Consider the following 21,921-nt stretch of genomic DNA (forward strand, 5'->3'; position numbering starts at 1 on the left):
AGGACCATTCATGCTGCTCAATCGTCGAAACATTCTCGCCGGCGCCGGTATCGCCGGCGTCGCCGCCACTCTCCCCGCTTTTGCCGCCGGCAAGGCGGCGGCGCCGGGCGATGCCCAAACGGTCGAAACGCTTGGCGGTATTGCCGAGGAAATGCTCGCGACTTACCCCGATGGCGCGACGACGCTGGGCATCGACACCGGCAAGCGCATCGCGCTGAAGGCAAAGCTCACCGATCGCAGCCAGGCGGCGGACATGCGTCATCGTGACGCCTGCTCGGCGCGGCTCAAGCAGCTCAGCGCGATCGACCGGTCGACGCTGTCGCCGCAAGTCGCCCTCGATACCGATGTGGTCCAGGCCGCTTATCAGCTCGCCGCCGATGGCTGGAAGGCGCTGCCCGCCGGCGATGTCGCGATCCTCAACCAGAATTATTCCTATCGCAGCACGCCCTATATCGTCTCGCAGGGAACCGGCGCCTTTGCCGAAGTGCCCGACATGCTGGAGAGCAAGCACGAGATCGCCACCAAGGCCGACGCCGATGCCTATCTCGCGCGGCTCGAGGCCTATGCCGTGTCGCTCGATGCGGAAACCGCCCGGATCGGCGCGGACGCGGCGAAGGGCGTCATCCTGCCGCGCTTCTTGCTCGACATCACCGCCACGCAGCGCAGCGCCGCCGTCGCGCAAAAGGCGGAGGAGTGGAGCCTGATCAGTTCCTTCGCCGCCAAGGCGACCAAGGCCGGTATCGCGGGCAATTGGGGGGACAGCGCGGCGGCGATCGCGACCGGCAAGATCGCTCCCGCGCTGGCGCGTCAGGGCGCGGCGCTGACCGGCCTGCGCGACAAGGCCAGCGACACGCCGGGCATGTGGTCGATGCCCGATGCCGAACGCGCTTATGCCTGGCTGGTCGAGGCCGGCACCACCACCCGGCGCACGCCGGAGGAGGTGCATCAATCGGGGCTCGAACAGGTCAAGGCGCTGTCGGCTGAAATGGACGGGCTGCTCAAGGCGCAAGGGTTGACCCAGGGCAGCGTCGGCGCGCGCCTGGCCGAACTCGGCAAGCGGCCCGACCAGCTCTATGCCAATACCGATGCCGGGCGCGCCGAGCTGCTCAGCTATCTCAACCGGGTCGTCGTCGGGATTCGCGGTCGCATGCCGCGCGCCTTCGGCAAGGTGGTCGAGGGCAAGCTGATCGTGAAGCGCGTGCCCGTCTCGATCGAAGGCGGCGCCCCCAATGCCTATGCCGGCGCCGGCTCGATCGACGGCAAGGCTCCGGGCAATTTCTACATCAACCTGAGGGATACGCAGATCTGGCCGCGCTTCGCGCTGCCGACGCTGGTTTGCCATGAAGGCATACCGGGCCATGTCTGGCAGGGCGAATATACCTATAGCCTGCCGCTGATCCGCACTTTGCTCGCCTTCAACGCCTATAGCGAAGGTTGGGCGCTGTACGCCGAACAGATTGCCGATGAAGTCGGCGCCTATGCCGACGATCCGCTGGCACATCTCGGCTATCTTCAGTCGATGAATTTCCGCGCGTGCCGGCTGGTCGCCGATACCGGCCTGCACCACAAACGCTGGACGATGGAGCAGGCGATGCGCTGGTTCGGCGAGGCGACCGGCTACACCGCATCGCAATGCCGCTCCGAACTCAACCGTTACTGCGCCTGGCCGGGTCAGGCGCTCGGCTACAAGACCGGCCATAACGAGATCAACCGGCTGCGGACCAAGGCCAGGAAAACGCGCGGCGCAGCGTTCGACGTGAAGGCGTTCAACGATCTGGTCGTCGGCGTGGGTGGCGTGCCGCTCAATGTGCTGGAGCGGGTGGTGGACAATTGGGCGGCGAAGACAAAGGCCTAGTATCGACCTGAGCCTCGGGAATTCCCTGTGCCGCTGAAGCAGCGACGTGCGTGTCATGTTCGTCATGTGAAAGAGCCGGGCGGCGGTGAAAGAGCCGCCGTCCGGAGGCCTTAGCGGATCGACGGGCGGGATTGAATCGGCGGTTCATTCCGCCCCCAGGCAGCGGCGTATCCGCAACACCGCCGCCAGCGCACCAAACTCCCGCAGCTGCGGGAGTTGTTGCGGGAGTTTCTGGGGGAAAATGCTTTTTGAGGGTTCTGCGGGAGTCTGCGGGAAAAGCTGCGGGAGTTTTGATGGATCCGCACGGGAGTTTTTCGAGGTCCTTGCGGGAGTAACGGGAAAAAGCGGGCGTAAGGGTCATGATCGGCTCGGTTTCGGGTCTGGTTGAGTCAAATGGTCCGTCGACTGTCGTTCCTTCGCCGCACACAGGATGCGCGCCGGAGAACACCATGACGACGCCGGCAAGCGATTTGAATCAAACCGGAGACCGTGGGTCGATCCCACGGCATGCGCGCTTTCGCCAATCGGATCGGATTACTCGTGGCGGCAGCTCCCACGCTGCCATCGATTCAAGCCGCTGCAAGCCGCCTGGCAGGCCCCGAGGCCAGTTCGTCCGGACGGAGCGTCAGCACCGACACGCCGGAAGCCGTGACCGCGACAGTGTGCTCGAACTGCGCGGAAAGCGATCCATCACTCGTTACCACGGTCCAGCCGTCCGCCTCGGTCCTGACGCTCCGCCGGCCGCGATTGAGCATCGGCTCGATCGTGAAGACCATGCCCTCGCGCAGGGCCAGACCCGTTCCGGGCTTTCCGAAGTGCAGGACTTGCGGTTCTTCATGCATCTCCCGACCAATGCCGTGACCGCAATATTCCCGCACCACCGAATAGCCATTTCGCTTGGCATGCCGTTCGATCGCCCAGCCAATGTCGCCAAGCCGCGCGCCCGGGCGAACCGCGCGGATGCCCATCCACATGGCTTCATAGCTGGCCTGGACCAGCCGCCGGGCGGCTGGGGCGACCTCGCCAACGAGATAGGTCTTGCTGGAATCCGCGATATAGCCATTCTTCTCGAGCGTGATGTCGAAATTGACGATGTCGCCGTCGCGAAGCAGCGCCGTTTGCGATGGAACGCCGTGACAGACCACGTCATTCACCGAGGAATTCAACACAAAGCCATAGCCATATTGGCCCTTGCTCGCCGGCCGGGCCTGAAGCTCATCGACGATGAATCGCTCGACCATTTCATCGACCTGCAGCGTCGACATGCCGGCAAGCGCGGTCCGATCCAATAGGCCGAACACCGACGCCAGAAGCCGGCCGGATTCGGCCAGCAACGCCAGTTCGTCAGGCCGCTTCGTCATATGTCGCACTCATCGTCAGCGACGGGGTCAATGGCGGAGCCGAAACGCCTGCGGCACTGAGTTCACGCTCCATGATTTCGATGAAGCCGAGCGTGGGATTGGTCTCGCAAAGCATGCCAATCCTGATCCAGTACGCGGCCTGCGCATTGATCGAGCGAAACGACACCTTGCTCGCCCGGCGTATCTGGTCGTGCAGATCGTCATCTATGTTCACAATGCCCATTGGGGTTCTCACCATATGATTCGTATATGTAATGTATACGCACCGCATATGGGAAAGCCAAGGGCGGTGCTGCCAGAGCGACGCATATGACGCCGCCACCGCAGGCAGGTTGATCGCTGCTGAGCCCAGCACGCAGACTGAATAAACCGCAGGAAAACGCCCCGGCAGCGAGCACTGGTAGCGGTTGTCACATTACGAGAGGCGGCTACTTTAGCCGTATGAGACAACGAAATTCGCCTGCCCTCGCCCTCTTGCTCACCCTATGCGGATGTGCCCAGACTTCCCTCAATCGGCTAACGCCGACAAGAGCCGGCGACGTGATCGGGTCAGCGACAATGGATGACGACCATATCGTCAATCTTGATCTGCGATCTGTCGATTGCAGCGGGAAAGAGGCATCCGGGCATGTCCGCTATAAGCCTGACAACCCGCATTACTCGGAAGTCCTTGCCCATATCAGCGGCATGGAACCGGGCCAGACAAAGCCGGTGACGGCGTGGCCCAACAAGCCGTGCCCAGGTCGATGATTTGCCTGGGGACCCGCTATTCGGCACGGCTGTGCGAGAAGCCGCCTAATATGCCACCGCATATGCGACGCCGCCACTGCAGGCCCAGGTCGCAAATGGGTAAACCGGAAATGTTGGAAAACGACCCAATTGCGGTCGCAAAGAGTAAGGCTTACCGTCGGCAAATGGTACCCGAGCATCTCTGGCGACACCCGACGCGCGCGGCGATCGATGCCCTTGCACTTAGGTTTGATCTTCCAAATCATCATTCCATGCAAGATTGGGAATGGGAGGTAGCCGACCCCAATCGACTGGACGATTTCATCGGCGCCTATCAATCTGGGGAACTCAATGACGATGAGCTTTTCACATTGATGAAATGATCGTGCAGTCATTTGACAATCTAGGCGGTGCTGTATCGCGTGACCCGCGTTGGCGAACTGCCAGAGATCTGTTGGATACGAACATCAGGATTCACGCCCACACCGTGTGGTACTGGTCGTGCCCAGACATGGACACCGCGGAAGAGCAGTGGGCGATAACCCCATTTATTCGACCCATTTTTGAGAAAAATCGCGCGAGACTCTTGCCTTACAATTGAGCCCGATTCTGACTCCAGCAGCAACGCGTTACGGTCGCTTACCATCAAGTCCACTCGTCCAAACGCCGCCAACGCGCTCGAGCCGCCTGATAGCCGTTTGACCGGAAACAGGGTGAGAAGATTTAGGGACATATATCTAATTGACGCGCGCCGTAGCATAGCTGGAGATCTGCAAATAATTTAGTATTGTGTCCCCGAAATACGGTGTCCCCGAAATACGGCTGGAGAGCGTGCTGCCTGACCATGGTCGGTGGGAATCACGGTGCCGCCAACGCAGCGCATATGACGCAGCCACCACAGGCGGGTGATCATTGTTGAGCCCAGGTCCCACACTCACAAACCGGGCTGGCGGAAAATGCCCAGTTGCGGACTAAGCCGTTTGCGGATGCGCCCCGAAACCAATCGGCGCGAACCACGCCATCAGCACGGGAACAAAGTTGATAAGCGAACCAAGATGATAGCCGTGCCACGCAGGACCTATGTTGAAGCTGATGATAGCCAGAATGATCCAGCTGCCCGAAAGTGCGGCTTCCCGCAGTCGCCAGTAAGTTAGAATGTCCAGCAAAATCAGAATTAGCACGCTCAAGATCACCCCAAGCCAGTGCGGGCCACTGAAGTGATCGACCGCCACGGGCAAACCAAGAGCAACAACCAATAGCGCAATCGAAATCCAACGATAGCGGGCCAATTCCGAATAGGGATGAAGCATCTCAAACATCAATCACCCTATATCTTTAAGAGCGGCAGCTTTCCATCACTCTCTGCCATACGCGCTGCTGGCGCGGTGAGTGCCGCCTCCGAAAGCGGACCGGCGGCTAAAGCCCGTTGCGGACATCGTGAGTAGCTGACACCATGCTTTGATGCGTATGCGGCTGCTCGCCCTCATCTGCCTCGGCCCCGGAGGATGCGGCTCTGCGCCAACTGAAGATAGGGTGAAGATCGCTGCCGAATCCGTCCCTTTCCCCGCCGATGATCTGACGTCCTATTGGGGCGGATACAAACTTGAGGTTCCGAAGACGGGATATTTTTGTGGAACGGTCAGGATATAAGCGCTGAGATCTTACAGGCCTATTTGAAGGAAGACGGAGGACGAGGACGCCTCATCGTGCAGTTTGAGCCCGGTACACCCGACACGCGGATGCGTTGGGTCCGCAAACAGGTGATTGCGGCGGGTTATTGCACGCTATGCCTATGTGTCGAAGCCCCTTGGAAGGCGGTGCGGCCGGTCGTTTACTAGGCCGTGAACCCATAAAGGCAGTAGCCCGCTGGAGGGGGGGGGCGGAACCACGCCCTTTTTAGAAGTCCAAATTCAGACTTTGGGTAAGATCTCGATCTCGGCGCCCATTTTAACACGGTCGAGCGCGATCAGACTTCGAAAGCTCGTAATCGCCTCATTCTCGGCGAACAGCCGCCGCGTCGTCGCCTCATAGGCCACCATGTCAGGCGCGACGATCACCAGCACGAAGCTGATCCCACCAGTGACATAATAGCATTGTTGAACCTCGGGTGCGCTGCGGAATAGCGCCTTGGCCGCGTCCACGGTCGCGATGCGCTCGTCGGTCAGATGAACCTCGACGATCGATGTGATCGCCATACCGACTGCGGAGGTATCGACGATCGCGACGTTACCCGCAATAATCCCAGCGTCCTCCATCGCCGCTACCCGCCGCTGCACTGCCGCCGGCGACAGGTTGACCAACTCTGCGATTGTCCGCTGCGGTGTCTTCGCGTTCTGCTGAACGATGCGGAGGATCGCGCGGTCGTAGCTGTCGAGCGTGGGTCGGCGAGAGGAAGCGGCGCGAGTCATGAGTGAGTAATTGTTGCATTTGGCGGGCGAAGCAAGCGCACACCGCTCGCTTGCGCGATGATATGATCCGCACAGTGATATGAGGATCAGCCCATGAACATTGTGCGCGCAGCAGGTAACGAGCAGAGGTGGGCGCTTGGCATCGCGTGTGGCATGGGCGCCGGCGCGCTCTGGGGTCTGGTGTTCCTAGCTCCGGCGCTGGTGCGCGACTTCTCCCCGCTCCAGCTCGCGATCGGCCGCTATCTCGCCTATGGCATCATCGCCGCCGCGCTGATCGCGCCGCGCTGGCGGGCGATCGTGCCATCGATCACGCGGCGCGACTGGTTCGCGCTGGCCTGGCTCTCGCTCGCCGGCAACACGCTCTACTACGTCCTGCTCTCAAGCGCGGTGCAGACCGGCGGTATCGCCATGACCTCGCTCGTCATCGGCTTCATGCCCGTTGCCGTGACCATCGTCGGAAGCCGCGACAAGGGCGCGGTTTCGCTCACCCGGCTCACGCCCTCGCTGCTAATGTGCATCGCCGGCGCCGTCTGCATCGGCTGGCAGGCGGTCTCGGCGCCCGCGTCGGGCGACGCCGTTCGACAACTGGTCGGTCTCTTCTATGCAATCGGCGCGCTGGTCGTGTGGACCGGCTATGCGGTCGGCAACGCGAGATGCCTCGCCCGCCTCGATCACGTCTCCGTGCACGACTGGAACCTACTGACCGGCCTTGTCACCGGCGCGCAGGCGGTCGTGCTGATCCCGCTGACGATCGCGCTGGAGCCGGTTCGCCACGCCACCGCGGCGTGGGCGCAGTTCGCGGCGGTATCGGTCGTGGTCGCTGTCGCCGCTTCGATCCTCGGCAATGCGCTGTGGAACCGGATGTCCCGGCTGCTGCCCTTGACGATGGTCGGGCAGATGATCCTGTTCGAAACCCTGTTCGCGCTTCTTTATGGCTTTCTCTGGGAGCGCCGCTGGCCGTTGCCGCTGGAGGTCGCGGCGTTCGGCCTCGTGGTAGCGAGCGTGTTGATCTGCATTGCCGTGCACCGCCGGCATCCACAGGATGCCCTTGTACCCCAGCGCCTCTAAACGCGAATGATTTGGACCTCTCTCAAATGTTCGCGCAGGTGCGCGCTGTCGAACGTGCGCACGATGATGCGGCATCTATTCAACGAGATGCTTATCTGATTCGATGTTCGGTTATGAGCCGATATGATCTGACCGACTTTGAATGGCGCGTGATCGCGCCGCTGCTACCCAGGAGTGGATCGAGCGGTAGGAAGCGGACCGGTCGAGTATTAAGCCTGCGGCAATGCAGGCGGACGCCCAAAGTTTAGTATTGTGTCCCCGAAATAGGTGTCGCGAGATGGCGGATGACCTAAATTTTGCTATCTCGTCGGTGAAGCATCGGCATCATGGACACAGATCGAATAGCGCATGACTCATCCTTCCGTAGACCTGCTGTGGCAACGCTATCGCGCCATCGATCCGACTGCGCCCGCCGATCTGCCGGTGGCGCATTATTTTTGCGACAATGAGAGAGATGCCGACATCTGCATCGCGCTTGTCCTGGCGGGGCGCAAACGGGCCACGGCATCATCGCTGGTCGAGTATGAGATGGCGGGCGAGCCGCCCCCCACGGCCGGCGTTTTCGTCATCGTGACAAATTGGGCGGGTGAAGCGAAGGCGGTGACACGAACCCACACCGTCACCATCAAGCGGTTTGGCGATGTCGGCGAGGACTTTGCGCAGCTTGAAGGCGAAGGGGACGGCAGCCTGACGTGGTGGCGCGAGGCACATCAGGAATATTGGCAACAGGCGTTGGCGGGTACGCCGCATGTGGTCGATGAGGATCTGCAAATCGTCTGCGAGGAGTTCGACGTCGTCTTGGTCGCCTGAGCAGCCCCCTACCCGGTTTCACCCGAGCTCAAGCGCCAGGATGGATTCCTGGAATGATCTTCATTCGATGCCCGGACACCCGGTGACGATTCCCGAGCAAGGTGGGGGCCTTCCTTCATCGGCTGAGAGAGCTTGTGAAATGGCCCCACCGCCCTTTTCCCATCGCCTGGGCGGCGGTTAGAGCGGTTTCGAGCTGGGTTGACCCACCCCCGTTCGCCCTGAGCCTGTCGAAGGGCGCACACAGCGCATGGGCTTCGACAGGCTCAGCCCGAACGGGGGAGATTTCACCCAGGTCGATGGTGCTTTAAGCTGTGGAGCCTCGACAGGGTGTGCACGTCGAGACCGAGGGCATTGTGTATTCAGGCAGAAGCTCTTTTCGCTGTCGCTGCGGCGCCGATCGAGGAGCACACGATCAAGCCGATCGCCAGCCATTGCGACCCTGACAGCACTTCGCCCAGCAGGACGAGGCCGGTCAGTGCACCCACCGCGGGTTCCGCGCTGAGGAGCGTGCCGAAGGTGCTGGTCGGCAATCGCGGCAAAGCGATTATCTCCAGGGTGTAAGGGAGAGCGCTCGACACGATGCCAACGACGAGCCCGAGGACCAGCACCTCAGGACGCAGCATCGCTGCGCCGGCATGGACGATGCCGATCGGCGCGGCGACCACGGCAGCGATGACCATGCCACCCGCCACAGCCCTGATCCCATGGTCCTGGCCGGCTCGTTTCCCGACAAGGATGTAAACGGCCCAACAGGCGCCCGCAGCGGCGGCGAGCGCGACACCGCGCCAGTCGAGATGGGCGGCGCTCTTCCAGATCGGTAGCAGCAATGCCAGGCCGGCCACGGCCAGCGCGATCCATAGATAATCCGCCCTGCCCCGCGACGTCAGCAAGGCGATAGCGAGCGGCCCGGCAAACTCGATCGCGATCGCGACACCCAATGGGATGTACATCAGCGCCTGGTAGAAGAGGAGATTCATCGCGCCGAGTGCGACGCCATAGGGGAGAAGCGAGCGCCAGCCTGATGCGGCCAGCACCCGCCACGGCCGAAACGCGATCGACAGCACGCAGGCGCTGACGATCAGGCGCAGCGCGGTCGCGCCTTCCGCTCCGATCGCCGGGAACAAGCCCTTGGCGAGCGAAGCACCGACACTGATCGAGAGGAGCGAGCCGAACAGGGCGGCAATGGCGGTGAGATCGACGCGCGGGCCGAGCGGCCGTATGATGGCAGAGGTGGTCATTCAGGTCTCGCAGAGGCTTGGTATCGACGCAATCTACGGCATCGGCCTGATCGAAGCGCTCGAATTTGTCTCGCTTGCGATAAAGTTTATCGGCTACAGCGGCGTGAATGACCAAGCCGATCGCACTCGACAGCTTCGACCTGAAGCTCCTGGACCTGCTGCAGGTCGATGCGCAGCGGCCGGTCGCCGACGTCGCGGAGCAGGTGGGGCTTTCGGCGCCGGCCTGTTATCGTCGTATCCGACGCCTCCGCGAAACGGGCGTGATCGAGCGAGAAGTCGCGATCGTCCGGCCGCGAACGCTGGGCTGGCCGCTGTCGATGATCGTGATGGTCACGCTTGAACGCGAAAGCGCGCGAACCATCGACGAGATGATGCGCTTGCTGGAGCGAGAACCGGAGGTGATCGAGGCCTGGAACGTCACCGGCGATCACGATCTTGCGGTGCGGATCGTGGCGCGCGACATGGAAGGCTATGACGAACTGGCACAGCGATTATTCTCGGCCAACGAGCGTGTGCGCAGTTTCAAGACCCTGGTCGTGATCAGGCAGGTCAAACCGCTCAGCGCTGTTCCGGTTGGTGACCGCTGACATGGTGTCCGAAGATCGGGGGCCGGGTCAAGAAACGTCTGTTTATGGGCATTCGAGGTCGATAGCCGCCACTTGATGTTGACCTAGCGTCAACCGCTATGGTGGCGGCATGAGTGATTCGCTTGCCATTGACGAGGTCGTCCGCCGCACCGGTCTCACCTCGCGCGCACTGCGCTTCTACGAAGCACGCGGCCTGATAACGCCATTGCGCACACAGTCCGGCCGACGCTGGTTCGGGGCAGCGGATCTGGAGCGCGTTCATCAGATTGTGGCGCTGAAAAAGGCGGGGCTCAGCCTTGGCGATATCAAGCGTCTTTTCGACCGCAAGCCGATCGATCTTGCCGCATTGCTCAGCGCGCAACGCGATCGCCTTGCCGATCAGGCGCGCGAGATCAGCGAAGCGACGGCGCTGATCGATTCCGCATTGTCCCGCATCGGCCGAGGCGAGCCGCTCGATGCCGCGACGCTTTGCTCGCTTATTCGAGACGGAGAAAAGGTCATGACCGACCAGGCAAAAGCATGGAAAGACGTGGTGGATCGATATTATACGCCGGAACAGCAGGCCGAGTGGCGCAACCGCATGGCCGACGCGCCCGAATTCTCGCAGCAGGCGTATCTCGATAAATGGCGGGCGCTGAGCACGCGCATTGAGGCCGCGCTCCCGCTCGACCCGGCCAGCGACACGGCCCTGGCCTTTGTCAGGGAGTGGTTCACTCTTCTCGAACCCTTTAGCCGCAACGCGACACCGGCCATGTGGGAAGGGTCGGCACGCATGTATGCCGACATGGATCATTGGGATGGCGAGGTCGACCCGGGCTTCAGCAAGACCGTGTGGGACTTCATCAGTGTCGCAACGGCGGCGGCGCGAGCTGCAGGCAACGACATAGGACCAGTCCCGTCGTTCCTGCGCCCGCACGCTTAAGGATCGGCGCCAGCGACCGTCCGCTTTCGCCGCCGGTCGCGACGAAAGCGGACGGTCCGGGCTCCACCGCTTTTGGCCGTTCGTGCTGCCGCAGCGGTGAACCCCGCGCCCGAACGCGGGCCGACGGCGAAAGACCCGGCGTTGACCCATCCTAATATAGGGACACAATACTGATTAGCCGGTGCCGCCGAGCGATAATATTATAGGCCGTGGCGCGACTCGCGCGCATCGCGATCCCGACGCCGCACATTCAGCAGCCTGCGCATCCGCCGCTCAGCGGGCGGGATTTGGCCCAGCGTCAGGAAGCGACGACCGGCCGCGTATCGAGCCTGTGAAAACGCGGGCCGAAGCCGGAGTTTAGTATTGTGTCCCCGAAATATGGGTTCACGGCCTGTTTTTCCGCACCGTGTAGGTGGACGGCAGGAACAGGAACACCTCGGTCGGTCCGCCGCGCGCCCATTCGACCGGGCGGTCAAGCCCGGTGACATCGACGCCGGAGCCGGTGCCGAATTTGGCCGCAGACGCTGCCGCATCGGCGGCGATCAGGTCGATGATCTGGCCGCGATACTGATCGGGGTTGACCACTGACAAGGTCAGATCGCCCATGGCCGAGACCTGCGATCGTCCCACCGTCGACACCGCAGCGACAAACCTGGCGATCTGCGCCTTTGCCGCGCCAATATCCATGCCCGGCGTCAGCCGAACCTTGACCAGGAAGCTGGTCTGGTCGGTGTCGGGCCGCCCATCGCCGGCGAAGGAGAGCGTCTCGTAACTGGCGAGCGTCAGGGGCGCGAGCACATAATCGCCCGTTGCCAGTTCGACCCCCGCCTTGCCGGCCCCCGCGATCATGTTGCGGATCGTTGCGCGCAGATCGTCGCGCCGCGTCTTGCCGTCGCGCGCATCGCCCACCACGCGTACCGTCTGCACCGCATAGTCCGCGGTGCGCTTCAGATTGATGATCGGGCGCGACGTAGCGACGATGCCGTTGCTGTAGCTTGCATCGTTATTGTTATAGCCGCGGCGCTGCGCGGTCACGATCACTTCCTGCCCCAGCGCCGGCGCCCCGACACCGAGCATCGTCGTCGCGATCAGCGCCTTCAAAACGATCCGCATGGTCACCCTCCCCGTTCCGACCCGTTCGCACTCAGTCGCGTGGACGCACCGTCGCCGCCGATGGCAGGAACAACTGCACCTCGGTCAGGCTGGCGCGCTTCCACTGCACCGGCCGGTCGAGCCCGGTGACTTCGACGCCATAGCCCGTGCCGAAGCGCGTGCCGGTCGCTGCCGTATCCCTGGCGATCAGATCGATGATCGCACCGCGATATTGTTCGGGATTGACCACGCTCAGCGTCAGCTCGCTATACGCCTTCATCTCGGCGCGGCCGACGGCGGGCACCAGCTTGATGAACTTGTCGATCCGCGCAAGCGCCGCCTTGGCATCGATGCCCGGCGCGAGCGGCACCTTGACCAGGAACTTCACCTGCTCGCCGCTGCTGTCGTCGCCATCGGCGATCTTCAGCTCCTTGTAATTGGCCAGCGTCAGCGGCTCGACAACGAGCTCACCGCTGGCGACAAGTACCCCGGCCTGGTTGGCCAGGTCGATTGCCTTGCGCGTCATCGCCTGGATTTCGGCATGGCGCTGCTCTTTGCCCTGCGTGTCGCCGACGATGACGACCTGCTGCACCGCGAAATCGGCGGTACGCCGCAGCATCTGGATCGCGGCGGGCGTGGGAACCGGCTTTTCCTTGGCGCGATCATTGTCGTCGTCATCGGGGTTCAGCCTGCGCATCCCGGTGACGATGATCTCACCTCCGCCGCCACCGTCATCCTGCGCGAAAACGGGCACCGCGCCCGCCAGGACGCCGCATGCCGCAAGACCGATGATGAATCCGCGCATCCAAGCCCTCCCCCCTGCCGTGATGCGAAGGTGCGGGCGTTTGGGTCCCCTGTCAATTTGGGTTCCTGTCAAACGGACCGCTATCCCTGTGTCGCTGTCCCCGCGCAGACATAGAGCGTCACCAGCAACCCGATGATCAGCGCCCCGACCCGGTAGCTCCCGGTGCGCCGCCAGACAAAGGTCGCGATGATCGCGATCACCGGCAGCACCGCGACGAACTGCAGCGCGATCACCGTGCTCAAGGGATCGAACGCCGTGACCAGCGAGCCGGTGGCGAAGAAGCCGGCATAGATCAGCGCGAGAACCCCGGCGAAGCCGCCCGCCATCGCGGTCATCGCGGTGCGATAGTGCCGCCCGGCGCTGTCGCCCCGCACCATCAATCCCTGCAGCCCGCGCAGGATCGCGAGATAGGCGATGGTGATCGGCACCAGATACACCGCCGCGATGCCCCATTGCCGCGCGCTCGGCCATTTCACCGCGAGGATCCAGAAGCGCAGATCGGTGGTGAACAGGCGGTCGACCAGGAACACCGCGAGATAACCGATCGCGACCGTCGCGACCGCAATCCCGATCGCCGCGGGCCAGGGCGATGTGGAGGGCGGCGCCGAAGCCGGCCCGAAGCGGCGCAGTGCGATGCCGGCGCCAGCGCTCAGCAATGCCCAGAACGCGACTTGCGTCGTCACCGTCTGGGGCAGGGTCGCGGTTGGCGGCAGCAGCAGGAAGATCGGAATGAAGGCCGGGAAGAACAGCAGGATCGGCATCAGGGTGGTCAACCACATGCCCCGCCGCCAGCGCCGGTCACGCGCGGCGACCGGCGCATTCGCCACGCCCTGCAGCCCATGGAACGAGCCAGTGCGCAGCAGCAGGTCGACCGTTCCGAGGATCAGCAGCACGAACCCGACCAGCCCCATGCCGGTGCCGATTTCCTTCCAGTACCAACGCTGATCGCTCGCCGGGAGCGGCGTGCCGCCCCGCAATGTCCGTGCGAACCAATCGGTCGCATGACCGATCGCAGTGGGCGAGGCATGATCGCCCGGATGAGTCGTCACCGGCTGATAGAGGATGCGCGCCGTCCCCGCTTCGACCGAGCCGTAAAGCTTGCCCGGCGCGATCGTCCCGCCCGATCCGAACACGCCCTGCAGCTTTGCGCTGCTCGCGACATCCATCGCACGCGGACTGTTCCACATCAGGCCGGAAAATTCGTCATAGCGGCTGTACACCAGCGCCAGATTGCGCGGCCAGGACGGGCTGCCGTCCCGGGCATAAGGCGCGCCGGTCGAGGATCCTTCGAGCACGATCGAGCGATAGGCGTCGGGCATCGCCGCGGCGGCGGCCAGCACGGTCCAGCCACCCATGCTGTGCCCTTCAAGCCCGATCTGCGCCGTATCGACCATTGGCAGCGACCGCAGATAGGCCAGGCCATCCGGCCCGCCAAAGCCGTTCGAGAACGCCTTGCCGCCGCTATAGCCATGCCCGGTCTGGTCGATCGCCAGCACGACATAACCACGCCGGGCGAATTCGATCGCGAAGCCGTCCTGCGTCTCGCGCGAATTGATATAGCCGTGCACCGCGAGAATAGCGGGCGCGGGCGTTTGCGCCGTCGCGTTGCGGGGGACGTAGAGCAAGGCGCTCATCACCGTGCCACCGGTGCCAGGAAAGCGAATGTCGCGAACGCTGATCCCGCCCGACGTCTGGATCGCCGCGGCGAGCCACGCGCCGGCGAGGATGAGAACCAGGCCGAGGGCGGCAAGCCAGCCCTTCGCGCGCGGATAGCCCGGTCGTGTCTCGGTCATCGCTCTTCCCCTATGCGGCCCGCCTTTGGCCCGGCTCTCTCGCGCTTCCCGTCCCCGCTCGCGCTGCGCACGGCGGCCAGGATTATTCCGCTAAACCGCTGTCCTGCCATATTCCTGTTTGGTCACCGGATGACTCGACGACAGCCCGCCATCGACCGCGATCGCCTGTCCGTTGACATAGCTCGCATCGTCGGAGGCGAGGAACGCCGCGACGTTGGCCAGTTCCTCGGGCTGTGCGCCACGCCGCAGCGGGTTGAGCCGCCCGACCCGATCCATCTTGCCCGCTTCCTTGGCGTAATCGAAGGTCGGCTTGGTCATGCCCGTTTCGGTCAGGCCGGGGCAGATCGCGTTGACCCGCACATTCGATCCCGACAATTGCTGCGCCGACACCATCGCCAGATTGATCACGCCCGCCTTGGACGCGGAATAGGCCGGGCTGCCCGCGCCCGAGCGAATCCCGGCGACGCTCGCGGTGAGCACGATCGCCCCGCCCCCACGCTCGGCAATCTTGGGCGCGGCATGCTTGATCGCCAGATACGGCCCGATCAGATTAACCCGCAGCACTTCGGTGATCAGCGCCACATCGGTATCGAAGATATTGGCCATGCCGCCCGAGATGCCGGCATTGGCGAACATCACGTCAAGCCCGCCATAATATTCGCACGCGACATTGACCGCGCGGACCACATCCTCCTCGGTGCCGGCATCGATCTGGATCGGATGCGCGGTGCCGCCGGCACTGACGATCAGCTCGACCGTCTCGTTCACCGCCTCGGTCTTGTCAGCGCATAGCACTTGCCCGCCTTCGCGCGCGAACAGCAGCGAGGTCGCGCGTCCGATCCCCGAGCCCGCGCCGGTAACGATGATCGATTTGCCGGTGAACCTTGCCATCTTCTCCAACCTTCCATTTGCCCTGAATTTGTCGAAGGGCTGCTCTTCCTTTTCCCGCATCCCCGGAAGGACGGTGCTTCGACAGGCTCGGCACCAACGGGATGAGTCAGTTCATCAGATCGTGACGCCGCCGTCGATGACGATCGTCTGGCCCGTCATGAACGCGCTGGCCGGAGCAGCGAGGAAGACGACCGCGCCGGCAATCTCTTCCGGCTCGCCGATGCGGCGCAGCGGCGTCGCCGCATTGCGCCGAGCGGTCGCCACTTCGTCTTCCCACAAGGCGCGCGCGAAATCGGTCTTGATCAGTCCCGGCGCGATGCAGTTCACGCGGACATTATCGGCACCGAATTCATGCGCCAGATTGCGTGCCAGCTGCATGTCGGCCGCCTTGGATATGGCATAGGCGCCAATCACCGGCGTGCCGCGAATGCCACCGATCGAGGAGATGATCACGATGCTGCCCGACCGCCGCTCGCGCATCTCGGGCGCGACCATGCCGATCAGCCAGTGGTTCGACACGATGTTGTTGTCGAGGATCTTGCGGAACTGCTCATCCGAAATGCCCGATTGCGGCCCGTAATAGGGGTTCGACGCGGCATTGCAGACAAGGATGTCGACCTGCCCGAACGCCAGGCGAGTCTCATCGACCAGATTTTGCAAACCCGCCTTGTCGGAGATGTTCGCCGCCACCGCGATCGACGTGCCGTCGCCATAACGCGCGTTGATCTCCGCCGCGACCGCATCGCAGGCATCCTGCTTGCGGCTCGAAATCACTACTTTCGCGCCATGCTCGGCCAGTTCGAACGCGCTCGCCTTACCGATCCCCTTGGTCGATCCGGTGATGATGGCGACCTTGCCGGTCAGATCGAACAGACTCATCCTCACCCTCTCCCTTGTTCGGTCGTGTCAGGCGCCGGCCTTCTGCGCAAAACCCCAGGCCGCATCGGCCAGCCGGTAAACGCCCGCCGCCGATTTTTCAGCTTGCGCGCTCGACGCCGTGCCGTCGACGATCCGCTTCTTGATGCCCTGGACGATGCCGGTCAGCCGGAACAGATTATAGGCGAAATACCAGTTGAGGTCGGGCACGCCGTCACGCCCGGTCGCGGCGCAATAACGCGCGACGATCTCCTCGATCGTCGGGATACCGGTTTCGGGGCCGGCCATGCCCTCGACCCCGGAGCGCCCTTCGGGTTTGGTCACCCAGCTCATCAGATAATAGGAAAAGTCCGCCAGCGGGTCGCCGAGCGTCGACAGCTCCCAATCGAGCACCGCGATCACCTTCGGTTCCGCGGGCGCGAAAATCATATTGTCGATGCGGTAATCGCCATGCACGACCGAGGTGCGCGTCTGTTCGGGCAAGGTCGCGGGCAGCCATTCGATCAGCCGCTCGACCGTGTCCATATGCTCGGTCTCGGACGCGCGATATTGCTTGGTCCAGCGCCCGACCTGGCGCTCGAAATAATTGCCCGGCTTGCCATAGCTTTCGAGCCCCGCCGCAACATGATCGACATTATGCAGCGCGGCGAGCGTGTCGGTGATCGCGTTATAATGCGCGATCCGCTCGGGCGGCGTCATGCCCGGCAGCACGCCCTCCCACAGCGTCCGGCCAACGACCATTTCCATCACATAGAATGCCGACCCGACGACCTCCGGATCCTCGCACAGCCCATAAGGGCGCGGCACCGGAAAGCCGGTCGGATGCAGGCCAGCGATCACGCGATATTCGCGATCGACCGCATGCGCCGAGGGGAGCAGCGGCCCGAACGGCTTGCGCCGCAGGACATAATCGCCCGATGGGCTCGACAGGCGATAAGTCGGGTTGGACTGCCCGCCGGCGAATTTGGCGTAGCGCAGCGGCCCGGCGAATCCCGCGACATTGGCGGTCATCCAGCCTGCGAGCTTGTCGAGATCGAGCCGGTCGCGTTCCTCGACCTCGATCGTGCCGGGCCAAGCCGGTTGCGCCCCATCCATCACGCGAACTCGATGACCGAACGGACGCTGTCGCCGCGCCGCAATTCATCGAACGCTTCGTTGATCCGCGCCAGCGGAAGGCGATCGGCGATGATCGAATCGAGGTCGAGCTGACCGCGCAGATAGAAATCGACCAGCCGCGGAATATCGACCGGGAAACGATTGCCGCCCATCAGGCCGCCTTGCAGCTTCTTGCCCGCGAGCAGGTCCATCGCCGACAGGCCGACCTTTTCGTTCAGCGGCATCATGCCGAGGATCGTCGCGGTGCCGCCGCGCCGCAGCACCTTGACCGCGGTCGCCGCCGATTGCGGCCGGCCAACCGCTTCGATCGCGTGATGCACACCGCCGCGCGATGCCTCGACCACTTGCTCGGCCGCCGTGTCCGACAAGGCGTCCACGCTGTGCGTCGCGCCGAGTTTTTCGGCCAGCGCGCGCTTCTCCGGCACCGGGTCGACCGCGATGATCTTGCCCGCGCCCGCGATCTTCGCCGCATTGACCGCGGCCAGCCCGATCCCGCCGCACCCGACCACACAGACGGTTTCGCCCGGCGTCACATCGGCGACATTGAACACCGCCCCCGCCCCTGTGGTCACCGCGCAGCCGATCAGCGCGGCGCGATCGAGCGGCATGTCCCGGTCGATCGCGACACAGGCATGTTCATGCACCAGCATCTGTTCGGCATAGGCCGACAGGTTGAGCATCTGATGCACGATGCGGTCGCCGAGCATCAGCCGCGACGGCGCCCCCTTGGGACGGCGCACGCTGCCGTCGATGCACAAATGCATATGACCGGTGACGCAGAATTCGCAGTGGCCGCAGAACACGCTGAGGCAAGTCACGACATGATCGCCGACCTTGACCGTGGAGACGTCGCTGCCGACCGCCTCGACCACGCCGGCCGCTTCATGGCCGGGAATGGTCGGCAGGGCATGCGGATAGGCGCCGTCGACGAAATGCAGGTCCGACCGGCACACACCGACCGCGACGGTGCGGATCAGCACCTCGCGCGGGCCCGGGCTGGATATGGTCACATCCTCGATCTGGAGCGGTGTTCCGGGTTCGAAAAGAACGGCTGCTTTCACGTGATCCTCTTTCCTTCGTCGCCCCGGACTTGCGCCGGGTCCACTTGTCCACTCGTACCGAGCTGGCCTTACGCAAAGTCCCCCGGAACGGGTCCGGGGGATATTGAGTTAGCGGCGCACCTGCTCCTTGGCGGCAATCGCCTCGGGCAGGTCGGCGTAGCGGCCGAATTCATTGCGCGCGATCGCCCGATTGTGCACCTCATCGGGGCCATCGGCGAAACGCAGCGTGCGCATCGCGGCCCAGTCATGCGCGAGGTGGAAGTCGCTCGACACGCCGCCGCCGCCATGCGCCTGGATCGCATCGTCGATGATCTGCAGCGCCATGTTCGGCGCGGCGACCTTGATCATCGCGATTTCGAGCTGGGCGGATTTATTGCCCGCCTTGTCCATCATGTCGGCCGCCTTCAGGCACAGCAGCCGGGTCATTTCGATATCGATGCGCGCCTTGGCGATGCGCTGTTCCCACACCGAATGATCGGCGATGCGCTTGCCGAACGCGACGCGCGTCAGCAGCCGCTTGGCCATCGACTCAATCGCCATTTCCGCGACGCCGATGGTGCGCATGCAGTGATGGATGCGGCCCGGCCCAAGCCGCCCCTGCGCGATCTCGAACCCGCGCCCTTCGCCGAGCAGCACATTCTCGACCGGCACGCGGACATTTTCGAGCACGACTTCGCCATGCCCGTGCGGCGCATGATCATACCCATAAACCGAAAGCATGCGCTTGATGGTCACGCCGGGCGCGTCCATCGGCACCAGGATCTGACTCTGCTGGCTGTGCCGCGACCCTTCCGGATTGGTCTTGCCCATGGTGATGGCGATCTTGCAGCGCGGATCGCCCACGCCCGACGACCACCATTTGGTGCCGTTGATCACATAATGATCACCGTCGCGCTCCATGCGGGTTTCGATATTGGTCGCATCCGACGACGCCACCGCCGGCTCAGTCATCAGAAAGGCCGAGCGAATCTCGCCGTTCATCAACGGGCGGAGCCACTTTTCCTTCTGCTCCAGCGTGCCGTAACGATGCAGCACTTCCATATTGCCGGTATCGGGCGCGGAACAGTTGAAGCATTCCGACGCCCAGCCGACCTTGCCCATCTCCTCGGCACATAACGCATATTCGAGATTGGTCAGTTGCGTGCCCTCGAACTCGAAACTGTCGTCGACATGGGCCTGCCCCGAGTGTGGCGGCATGAAGAAATTCCACAGGCCGGCGGCCTTGGTCTTTTCCTTCATCTCCTCGATCACCGGGATCACCTTCCAGCGATCGCCCTCATGACTCTGCCGGTTATAATCGTCCTGCCGCGGTCGGATATTCTGGTCGATAAAGCTCTTTACGCGGTCCCGAAAATAGGTCTCCCGCTCGCTCAACGTGAAATCCATGCGCTTTCTCCTACGGCTCTAGCCCGGGTTCGTTAGACCGTACCGCGTTTTCGGTAAAGCGTCATAAGCGATGAAATAGCCGGATATCGCGCCATTCGAAAAAACACTGTTTCTTCGAAAAGATACTGATACATATCCGCCATGGGGGAACCGGACACAGCATATCAGGACGACGAAAGCGGCACGAAGCGTTTCCGCGCAAAGCGCGACGCGATCCTTGCCGCCGCCGCCCAGGCGATCAACGAACAAAGCGCGAAGGGCATGACCTTTGCGGACGTCGCGCGCCGCGTCGGGCTCAACACCACCAGCGTCACCTATTATTTCAAGCGCAAGGACGACCTTGCCACCGCCTGTTTCGAGAACACGCTCGACCGGCTGCAGGAAATGCTCGACGAGGCGATGAAGGAGCCGACGCCGCAGCAGCGCGTCGCACGATACCTGTCGATCAACATGCAGCGCCTGACGCGCATCGAACAGGGGCTGGAAACGCCCTTCGCCGTCCTGTCCGACCTGCGCGCGATGGAAGAGCCGATGCGCAGCCAGTTGATGGGTGCGTGGCGCGACGTGTTCCGCAAGACGCGCAGCTTGTGGGGCCCGGGCCGGAGCCGCGCGGAAACCGACCTGTTCGGCGCCCGCGCGCATGTCCTGCTCGAAAACACTTTCTGGCTGCCAGTCTGGCTGGTGCGCTATGAACTCGATCAGTTCGACCGGGTCGAACAACGGCTGATGGACGTGTTCGAACGCGGCATCGCCGCGACCGGCCAGCAATGGACTCCCGAACTGATCGATCTCGACCATGACGATTCCGAACCCGGGCGCGAAGCGTTCCTGCTCGCCGCGACTCGGCTGATCAACGAACTCGGCTACCGTGGCGCGTCGGTGCAGAAGATCGCGTCGGAGTTGAACGTCACCAAGGGCAGCTTCTACCATCATCTCGACGCCAAGGATGACCTGGTCATCGCCTGCTACAAGCGCAGTTTCGACACCATCGCCGATGCGCAGCATCAGGCCGACGAACGCGGCGGGAGTTACTGGCACCGCCTTTCGAGCACCATCGCGACGCTGTGCGACATCCAGTTCTCCGAACGGGGTCCGCTGCTCCGCACCACCGCATTGCACGGCCTGCCCAGCAGCGTACGTCGCGCAATGGTCGAACGGTCGAACCGCATCGCGCGGCGTTATGCCGGCACGATGAGCGACGGCATCGCCGAAGGATCGATCCGCGCGATCGACGCGCTGATCGCGGCGCAGGCCTTGATGGCGCTGCAGAACGCCGCATTCGACATGCGCAAATGGGCCGGCACCATGCCGCGCGACCGAGCGGTGGCGTTTTATGCCTCAACCCTGGCGTTCGGGTTGTTTGATGATCGGGTGCTGGGACTCTAGCCCAGCAGAACAGGACCCGGTGTTCGGAGAGTTTCGCGATCAGGCCGCGGCGCTCACGGAATCTCGGTCGGAAAGCGGGACCTCACCGGACGTATCGGCGAACGGCGCTCGACCGGAGACCGGCAGAGTCGCGGGGTAGCCAATCAGAAAGCCCTGAGCTTCGCCGCAGCCTTCGCGCAGCAAGGTGGCAAGTCGACACGCCATCCCGAGCTTGCTTAAAGAGGCCTTTACTTGGCAATTCCCCTTTTGCGGCGATGCGTCACTTCAACCACTCAGGCGCTCAATCACGCTCATTAAACTCCTGTATATTAAGCGCTTTCGCCCGAGTTGTAAGATATAGCCCCATCCAGACGACGGCAGCTCCTGTTATCAATATACCTCGTAAGTATACTTCCAAACGCGTAGTAGGTTGAACCGCGCCGGGTTTGCCGGAGGCTCCAACTCCTGAGAAGGTGGAGCCTGTATGAGCAAGACGACGACCAAGTGTGCGCCGGAAGTGCGCGAGCGCGCGGTGCGTATGGTGGTCGATCTCGAGCG

Annotated in this window: 20 protein-coding genes; 7 read left to right on the top strand and 13 right to left on the bottom strand. The window is 63.2% G+C overall.

Annotated features, from left to right (window positions below; translation table 11 throughout):
• Nucleotides 1-10: 10 nt before the first annotated feature.
• The gene (locus tag OO12_RS24050; RefSeq protein ID WP_034161283.1) at nt 11-1,855 is read left to right on the top strand and encodes a DUF885 domain-containing protein; all 1,845 of its coding nucleotides are present in this window, start codon (nt 11-13) and stop codon (nt 1,853-1,855) included.
• Between the two features lie 569 nt (nt 1,856-2,424).
• On the opposite strand, the gene map is transcribed toward OO12_RS24050, so the two are convergent.
• The gene (gene map, locus OO12_RS24055; protein WP_034161284.1) at nt 2,425-3,216 is read right to left on the bottom strand and encodes a type I methionyl aminopeptidase; all 792 of its coding nucleotides are present in this window, start codon (nt 3,214-3,216) and stop codon (nt 2,425-2,427) included.
• A complete protein-coding gene (locus tag OO12_RS24060; protein ID WP_034161285.1) occupies nt 3,200-3,439 on the bottom strand; it encodes a ParD-like family protein in 240 nt (79 codons plus the stop codon). Before OO12_RS24060 ends, map begins: the two co-directional genes overlap by 17 nt.
• A gap of 622 nt (nt 3,440-4,061) precedes the next feature.
• Between OO12_RS24060 and OO12_RS27240 the strand changes: the two genes are divergently transcribed.
• Complete coding sequence (locus tag OO12_RS27240; RefSeq protein WP_152616635.1) at nt 4,062-4,328, top strand: hypothetical protein; 267 nt, start codon at nt 4,062-4,064, stop codon at nt 4,326-4,328.
• 588 nt (nt 4,329-4,916) lie between these two features.
• Here OO12_RS27240 and OO12_RS24070 read toward each other — a convergent pair.
• Nucleotides 4,917-5,264, bottom strand: coding sequence for a hypothetical protein (locus tag OO12_RS24070; protein ID WP_034161286.1), 348 nt, complete (start codon nt 5,262-5,264; stop codon nt 4,917-4,919).
• Between the two features lie 591 nt (nt 5,265-5,855).
• Complete coding sequence (locus tag OO12_RS24075; protein WP_034161287.1) at nt 5,856-6,353, bottom strand: Lrp/AsnC family transcriptional regulator; 498 nt, start codon at nt 6,351-6,353, stop codon at nt 5,856-5,858.
• A 93-nt stretch (nt 6,354-6,446) separates the two neighbouring features.
• On the opposite strand from OO12_RS24075, the gene OO12_RS24080 reads away from it, so the two are divergent.
• Nucleotides 6,447-7,421 (top strand): DMT family transporter, encoded by a 975-nt coding sequence (locus OO12_RS24080; protein ID WP_052216237.1) that lies wholly within the window; start codon nt 6,447-6,449, stop codon nt 7,419-7,421.
• Between the two features lie 348 nt (nt 7,422-7,769).
• Nucleotides 7,770-8,231, top strand: a complete 462-nt coding sequence (locus OO12_RS24085; protein ID WP_034161288.1) for an ASCH domain-containing protein — start codon at nt 7,770-7,772, stop codon at nt 8,229-8,231.
• A gap of 359 nt (nt 8,232-8,590) precedes the next feature.
• Here the strand turns inward: OO12_RS24085 and OO12_RS24090 are convergent, their stop codons facing one another.
• Entirely contained in the window at nt 8,591-9,469 is an 879-nt protein-coding gene (locus OO12_RS24090) for an EamA family transporter (RefSeq protein ID WP_034161289.1), read from the bottom strand.
• A gap of 107 nt (nt 9,470-9,576) precedes the next feature.
• Here OO12_RS24090 and OO12_RS24095 point away from each other — a divergent pair, with 107 nt between their 5' ends.
• Nucleotides 9,577-10,056, top strand: a complete 480-nt coding sequence (locus OO12_RS24095; RefSeq protein WP_034161290.1) for an Lrp/AsnC family transcriptional regulator — start codon at nt 9,577-9,579, stop codon at nt 10,054-10,056.
• A gap of 109 nt (nt 10,057-10,165) precedes the next feature.
• The gene (locus OO12_RS24100) at nt 10,166-10,978 is read left to right on the top strand and encodes a MerR family transcriptional regulator (RefSeq protein ID WP_034161291.1); all 813 of its coding nucleotides are present in this window, start codon (nt 10,166-10,168) and stop codon (nt 10,976-10,978) included.
• A 384-nt stretch (nt 10,979-11,362) separates the two neighbouring features.
• Here OO12_RS24100 and OO12_RS24105 read toward each other — a convergent pair whose 3' ends face one another.
• From OO12_RS24105 to OO12_RS24140, 8 genes are all read right to left on the bottom strand, one after another.
• Nucleotides 11,363-12,091, bottom strand: coding sequence for a TonB-dependent receptor (locus OO12_RS24105; RefSeq protein ID WP_152616636.1), 729 nt, complete (start codon nt 12,089-12,091; stop codon nt 11,363-11,365).
• Nucleotides 12,092-12,122: 31 nt separating this feature from the next.
• A complete protein-coding gene (locus OO12_RS24110) occupies nt 12,123-12,875 on the bottom strand; it encodes a hypothetical protein (RefSeq protein WP_034161292.1) in 753 nt (250 codons plus the stop codon).
• An 80-nt stretch (nt 12,876-12,955) separates the two neighbouring features.
• Entirely contained in the window at nt 12,956-14,668 is a 1,713-nt protein-coding gene (locus OO12_RS24115) for an alpha/beta hydrolase family protein (protein WP_034161293.1), read from the bottom strand.
• A gap of 90 nt (nt 14,669-14,758) precedes the next feature.
• Nucleotides 14,759-15,559: an SDR family NAD(P)-dependent oxidoreductase gene (locus OO12_RS24120; RefSeq protein ID WP_034161294.1), complete on the bottom strand. Its 801-nt coding sequence runs from the start codon at nt 15,557-15,559 to the stop codon at nt 14,759-14,761.
• Between the two features lie 114 nt (nt 15,560-15,673).
• Complete coding sequence (locus OO12_RS24125; RefSeq protein WP_034161295.1) at nt 15,674-16,438, bottom strand: SDR family NAD(P)-dependent oxidoreductase; 765 nt, start codon at nt 16,436-16,438, stop codon at nt 15,674-15,676.
• Between the two features lie 27 nt (nt 16,439-16,465).
• Nucleotides 16,466-17,530, bottom strand: coding sequence for a phosphotransferase family protein (locus tag OO12_RS24130; protein ID WP_034161296.1), 1,065 nt, complete (start codon nt 17,528-17,530; stop codon nt 16,466-16,468).
• Nucleotides 17,530-18,612, bottom strand: a complete 1,083-nt coding sequence (locus OO12_RS24135; protein ID WP_034161297.1) for a Zn-dependent alcohol dehydrogenase — start codon at nt 18,610-18,612, stop codon at nt 17,530-17,532. The genes OO12_RS24130 and OO12_RS24135 overlap by 1 nt, the downstream gene beginning before the upstream one ends.
• A 108-nt stretch (nt 18,613-18,720) precedes the next feature.
• Entirely contained in the window at nt 18,721-19,998 is a 1,278-nt protein-coding gene (locus tag OO12_RS24140) for an acyl-CoA dehydrogenase family protein (protein ID WP_034161298.1), read from the bottom strand.
• Nucleotides 19,999-20,139: 141 nt separating this feature from the next.
• Between OO12_RS24140 and OO12_RS24145 the strand changes: the two genes are divergently transcribed.
• Nucleotides 20,140-21,384 carry a TetR/AcrR family transcriptional regulator gene (locus OO12_RS24145; RefSeq protein ID WP_034161299.1) on the top strand — a complete coding sequence of 415 codons (1,245 nt, stop codon included), beginning with the start codon at nt 20,140-20,142 and terminating at the stop codon, nt 21,382-21,384.
• The last annotated feature ends 537 nt before the right edge of the window (nt 21,385-21,921 follow it).

The organism is Sphingomonas sp. ERG5, from assembly GCF_000803065.1.
In the GTDB taxonomy this organism is placed as follows: Bacteria; Pseudomonadota; Alphaproteobacteria; order Sphingomonadales; family Sphingomonadaceae; genus Sphingomonas.

Excerpts from the sequence above, each read along its gene's own strand:
- OO12_RS24105 (WP_152616636.1), bottom strand. The coding sequence starts at position 12,091 with ATGCGGATCGTTTTGAAGGCGCTGATCGCGACGACGATGCTCGGTGTC.
- OO12_RS24075 (WP_034161287.1), bottom strand. The coding sequence starts at position 6,353 with ATGACTCGCGCCGCTTCCTCTCGCCGACCCACGCTCGACAGCTACGAC.
- OO12_RS27240 (WP_152616635.1), top strand. The coding sequence starts at position 4,062 with ATGGGTAAACCGGAAATGTTGGAAAACGACCCAATTGCGGTCGCAAAG.
- OO12_RS24110 (WP_034161292.1), bottom strand. The coding sequence starts at position 12,875 with ATGCGCGGATTCATCATCGGTCTTGCGGCATGCGGCGTCCTGGCGGGC.
- OO12_RS24100 (WP_034161291.1), top strand. The coding sequence starts at position 10,166 with ATGAGTGATTCGCTTGCCATTGACGAGGTCGTCCGCCGCACCGGTCTC.
- OO12_RS24125 (WP_034161295.1), bottom strand. The coding sequence starts at position 16,438 with ATGAGTCTGTTCGATCTGACCGGCAAGGTCGCCATCATCACCGGATCG.
- OO12_RS24120 (WP_034161294.1), bottom strand. The coding sequence starts at position 15,559 with ATGGCAAGGTTCACCGGCAAATCGATCATCGTTACCGGCGCGGGCTCG.
- OO12_RS24050 (WP_034161283.1), top strand. The coding sequence starts at position 11 with ATGCTGCTCAATCGTCGAAACATTCTCGCCGGCGCCGGTATCGCCGGC.
- OO12_RS24130 (WP_034161296.1), bottom strand. The coding sequence starts at position 17,530 with ATGGATGGGGCGCAACCGGCTTGGCCCGGCACGATCGAGGTCGAGGAA.
- OO12_RS24085 (WP_034161288.1), top strand. The coding sequence starts at position 7,770 with ATGACTCATCCTTCCGTAGACCTGCTGTGGCAACGCTATCGCGCCATC.
- OO12_RS24070 (WP_034161286.1), bottom strand. The coding sequence starts at position 5,264 with ATGTTTGAGATGCTTCATCCCTATTCGGAATTGGCCCGCTATCGTTGG.
- OO12_RS24095 (WP_034161290.1), top strand. The coding sequence starts at position 9,577 with ATGACCAAGCCGATCGCACTCGACAGCTTCGACCTGAAGCTCCTGGAC.
- OO12_RS24080 (WP_052216237.1), top strand. The coding sequence starts at position 6,447 with ATGAACATTGTGCGCGCAGCAGGTAACGAGCAGAGGTGGGCGCTTGGC.
- OO12_RS24145 (WP_034161299.1), top strand. The coding sequence starts at position 20,140 with ATGGGGGAACCGGACACAGCATATCAGGACGACGAAAGCGGCACGAAG.
- OO12_RS24090 (WP_034161289.1), bottom strand. The coding sequence starts at position 9,469 with ATGACCACCTCTGCCATCATACGGCCGCTCGGCCCGCGCGTCGATCTC.
- OO12_RS24060 (WP_034161285.1), bottom strand. The coding sequence starts at position 3,439 with ATGGGCATTGTGAACATAGATGACGATCTGCACGACCAGATACGCCGG.
- OO12_RS24115 (WP_034161293.1), bottom strand. The coding sequence starts at position 14,668 with ATGACCGAGACACGACCGGGCTATCCGCGCGCGAAGGGCTGGCTTGCC.
- map (WP_034161284.1), bottom strand. The coding sequence starts at position 3,216 with ATGACGAAGCGGCCTGACGAACTGGCGTTGCTGGCCGAATCCGGCCGG.
- OO12_RS24140 (WP_034161298.1), bottom strand. The coding sequence starts at position 19,998 with ATGGATTTCACGTTGAGCGAGCGGGAGACCTATTTTCGGGACCGCGTA.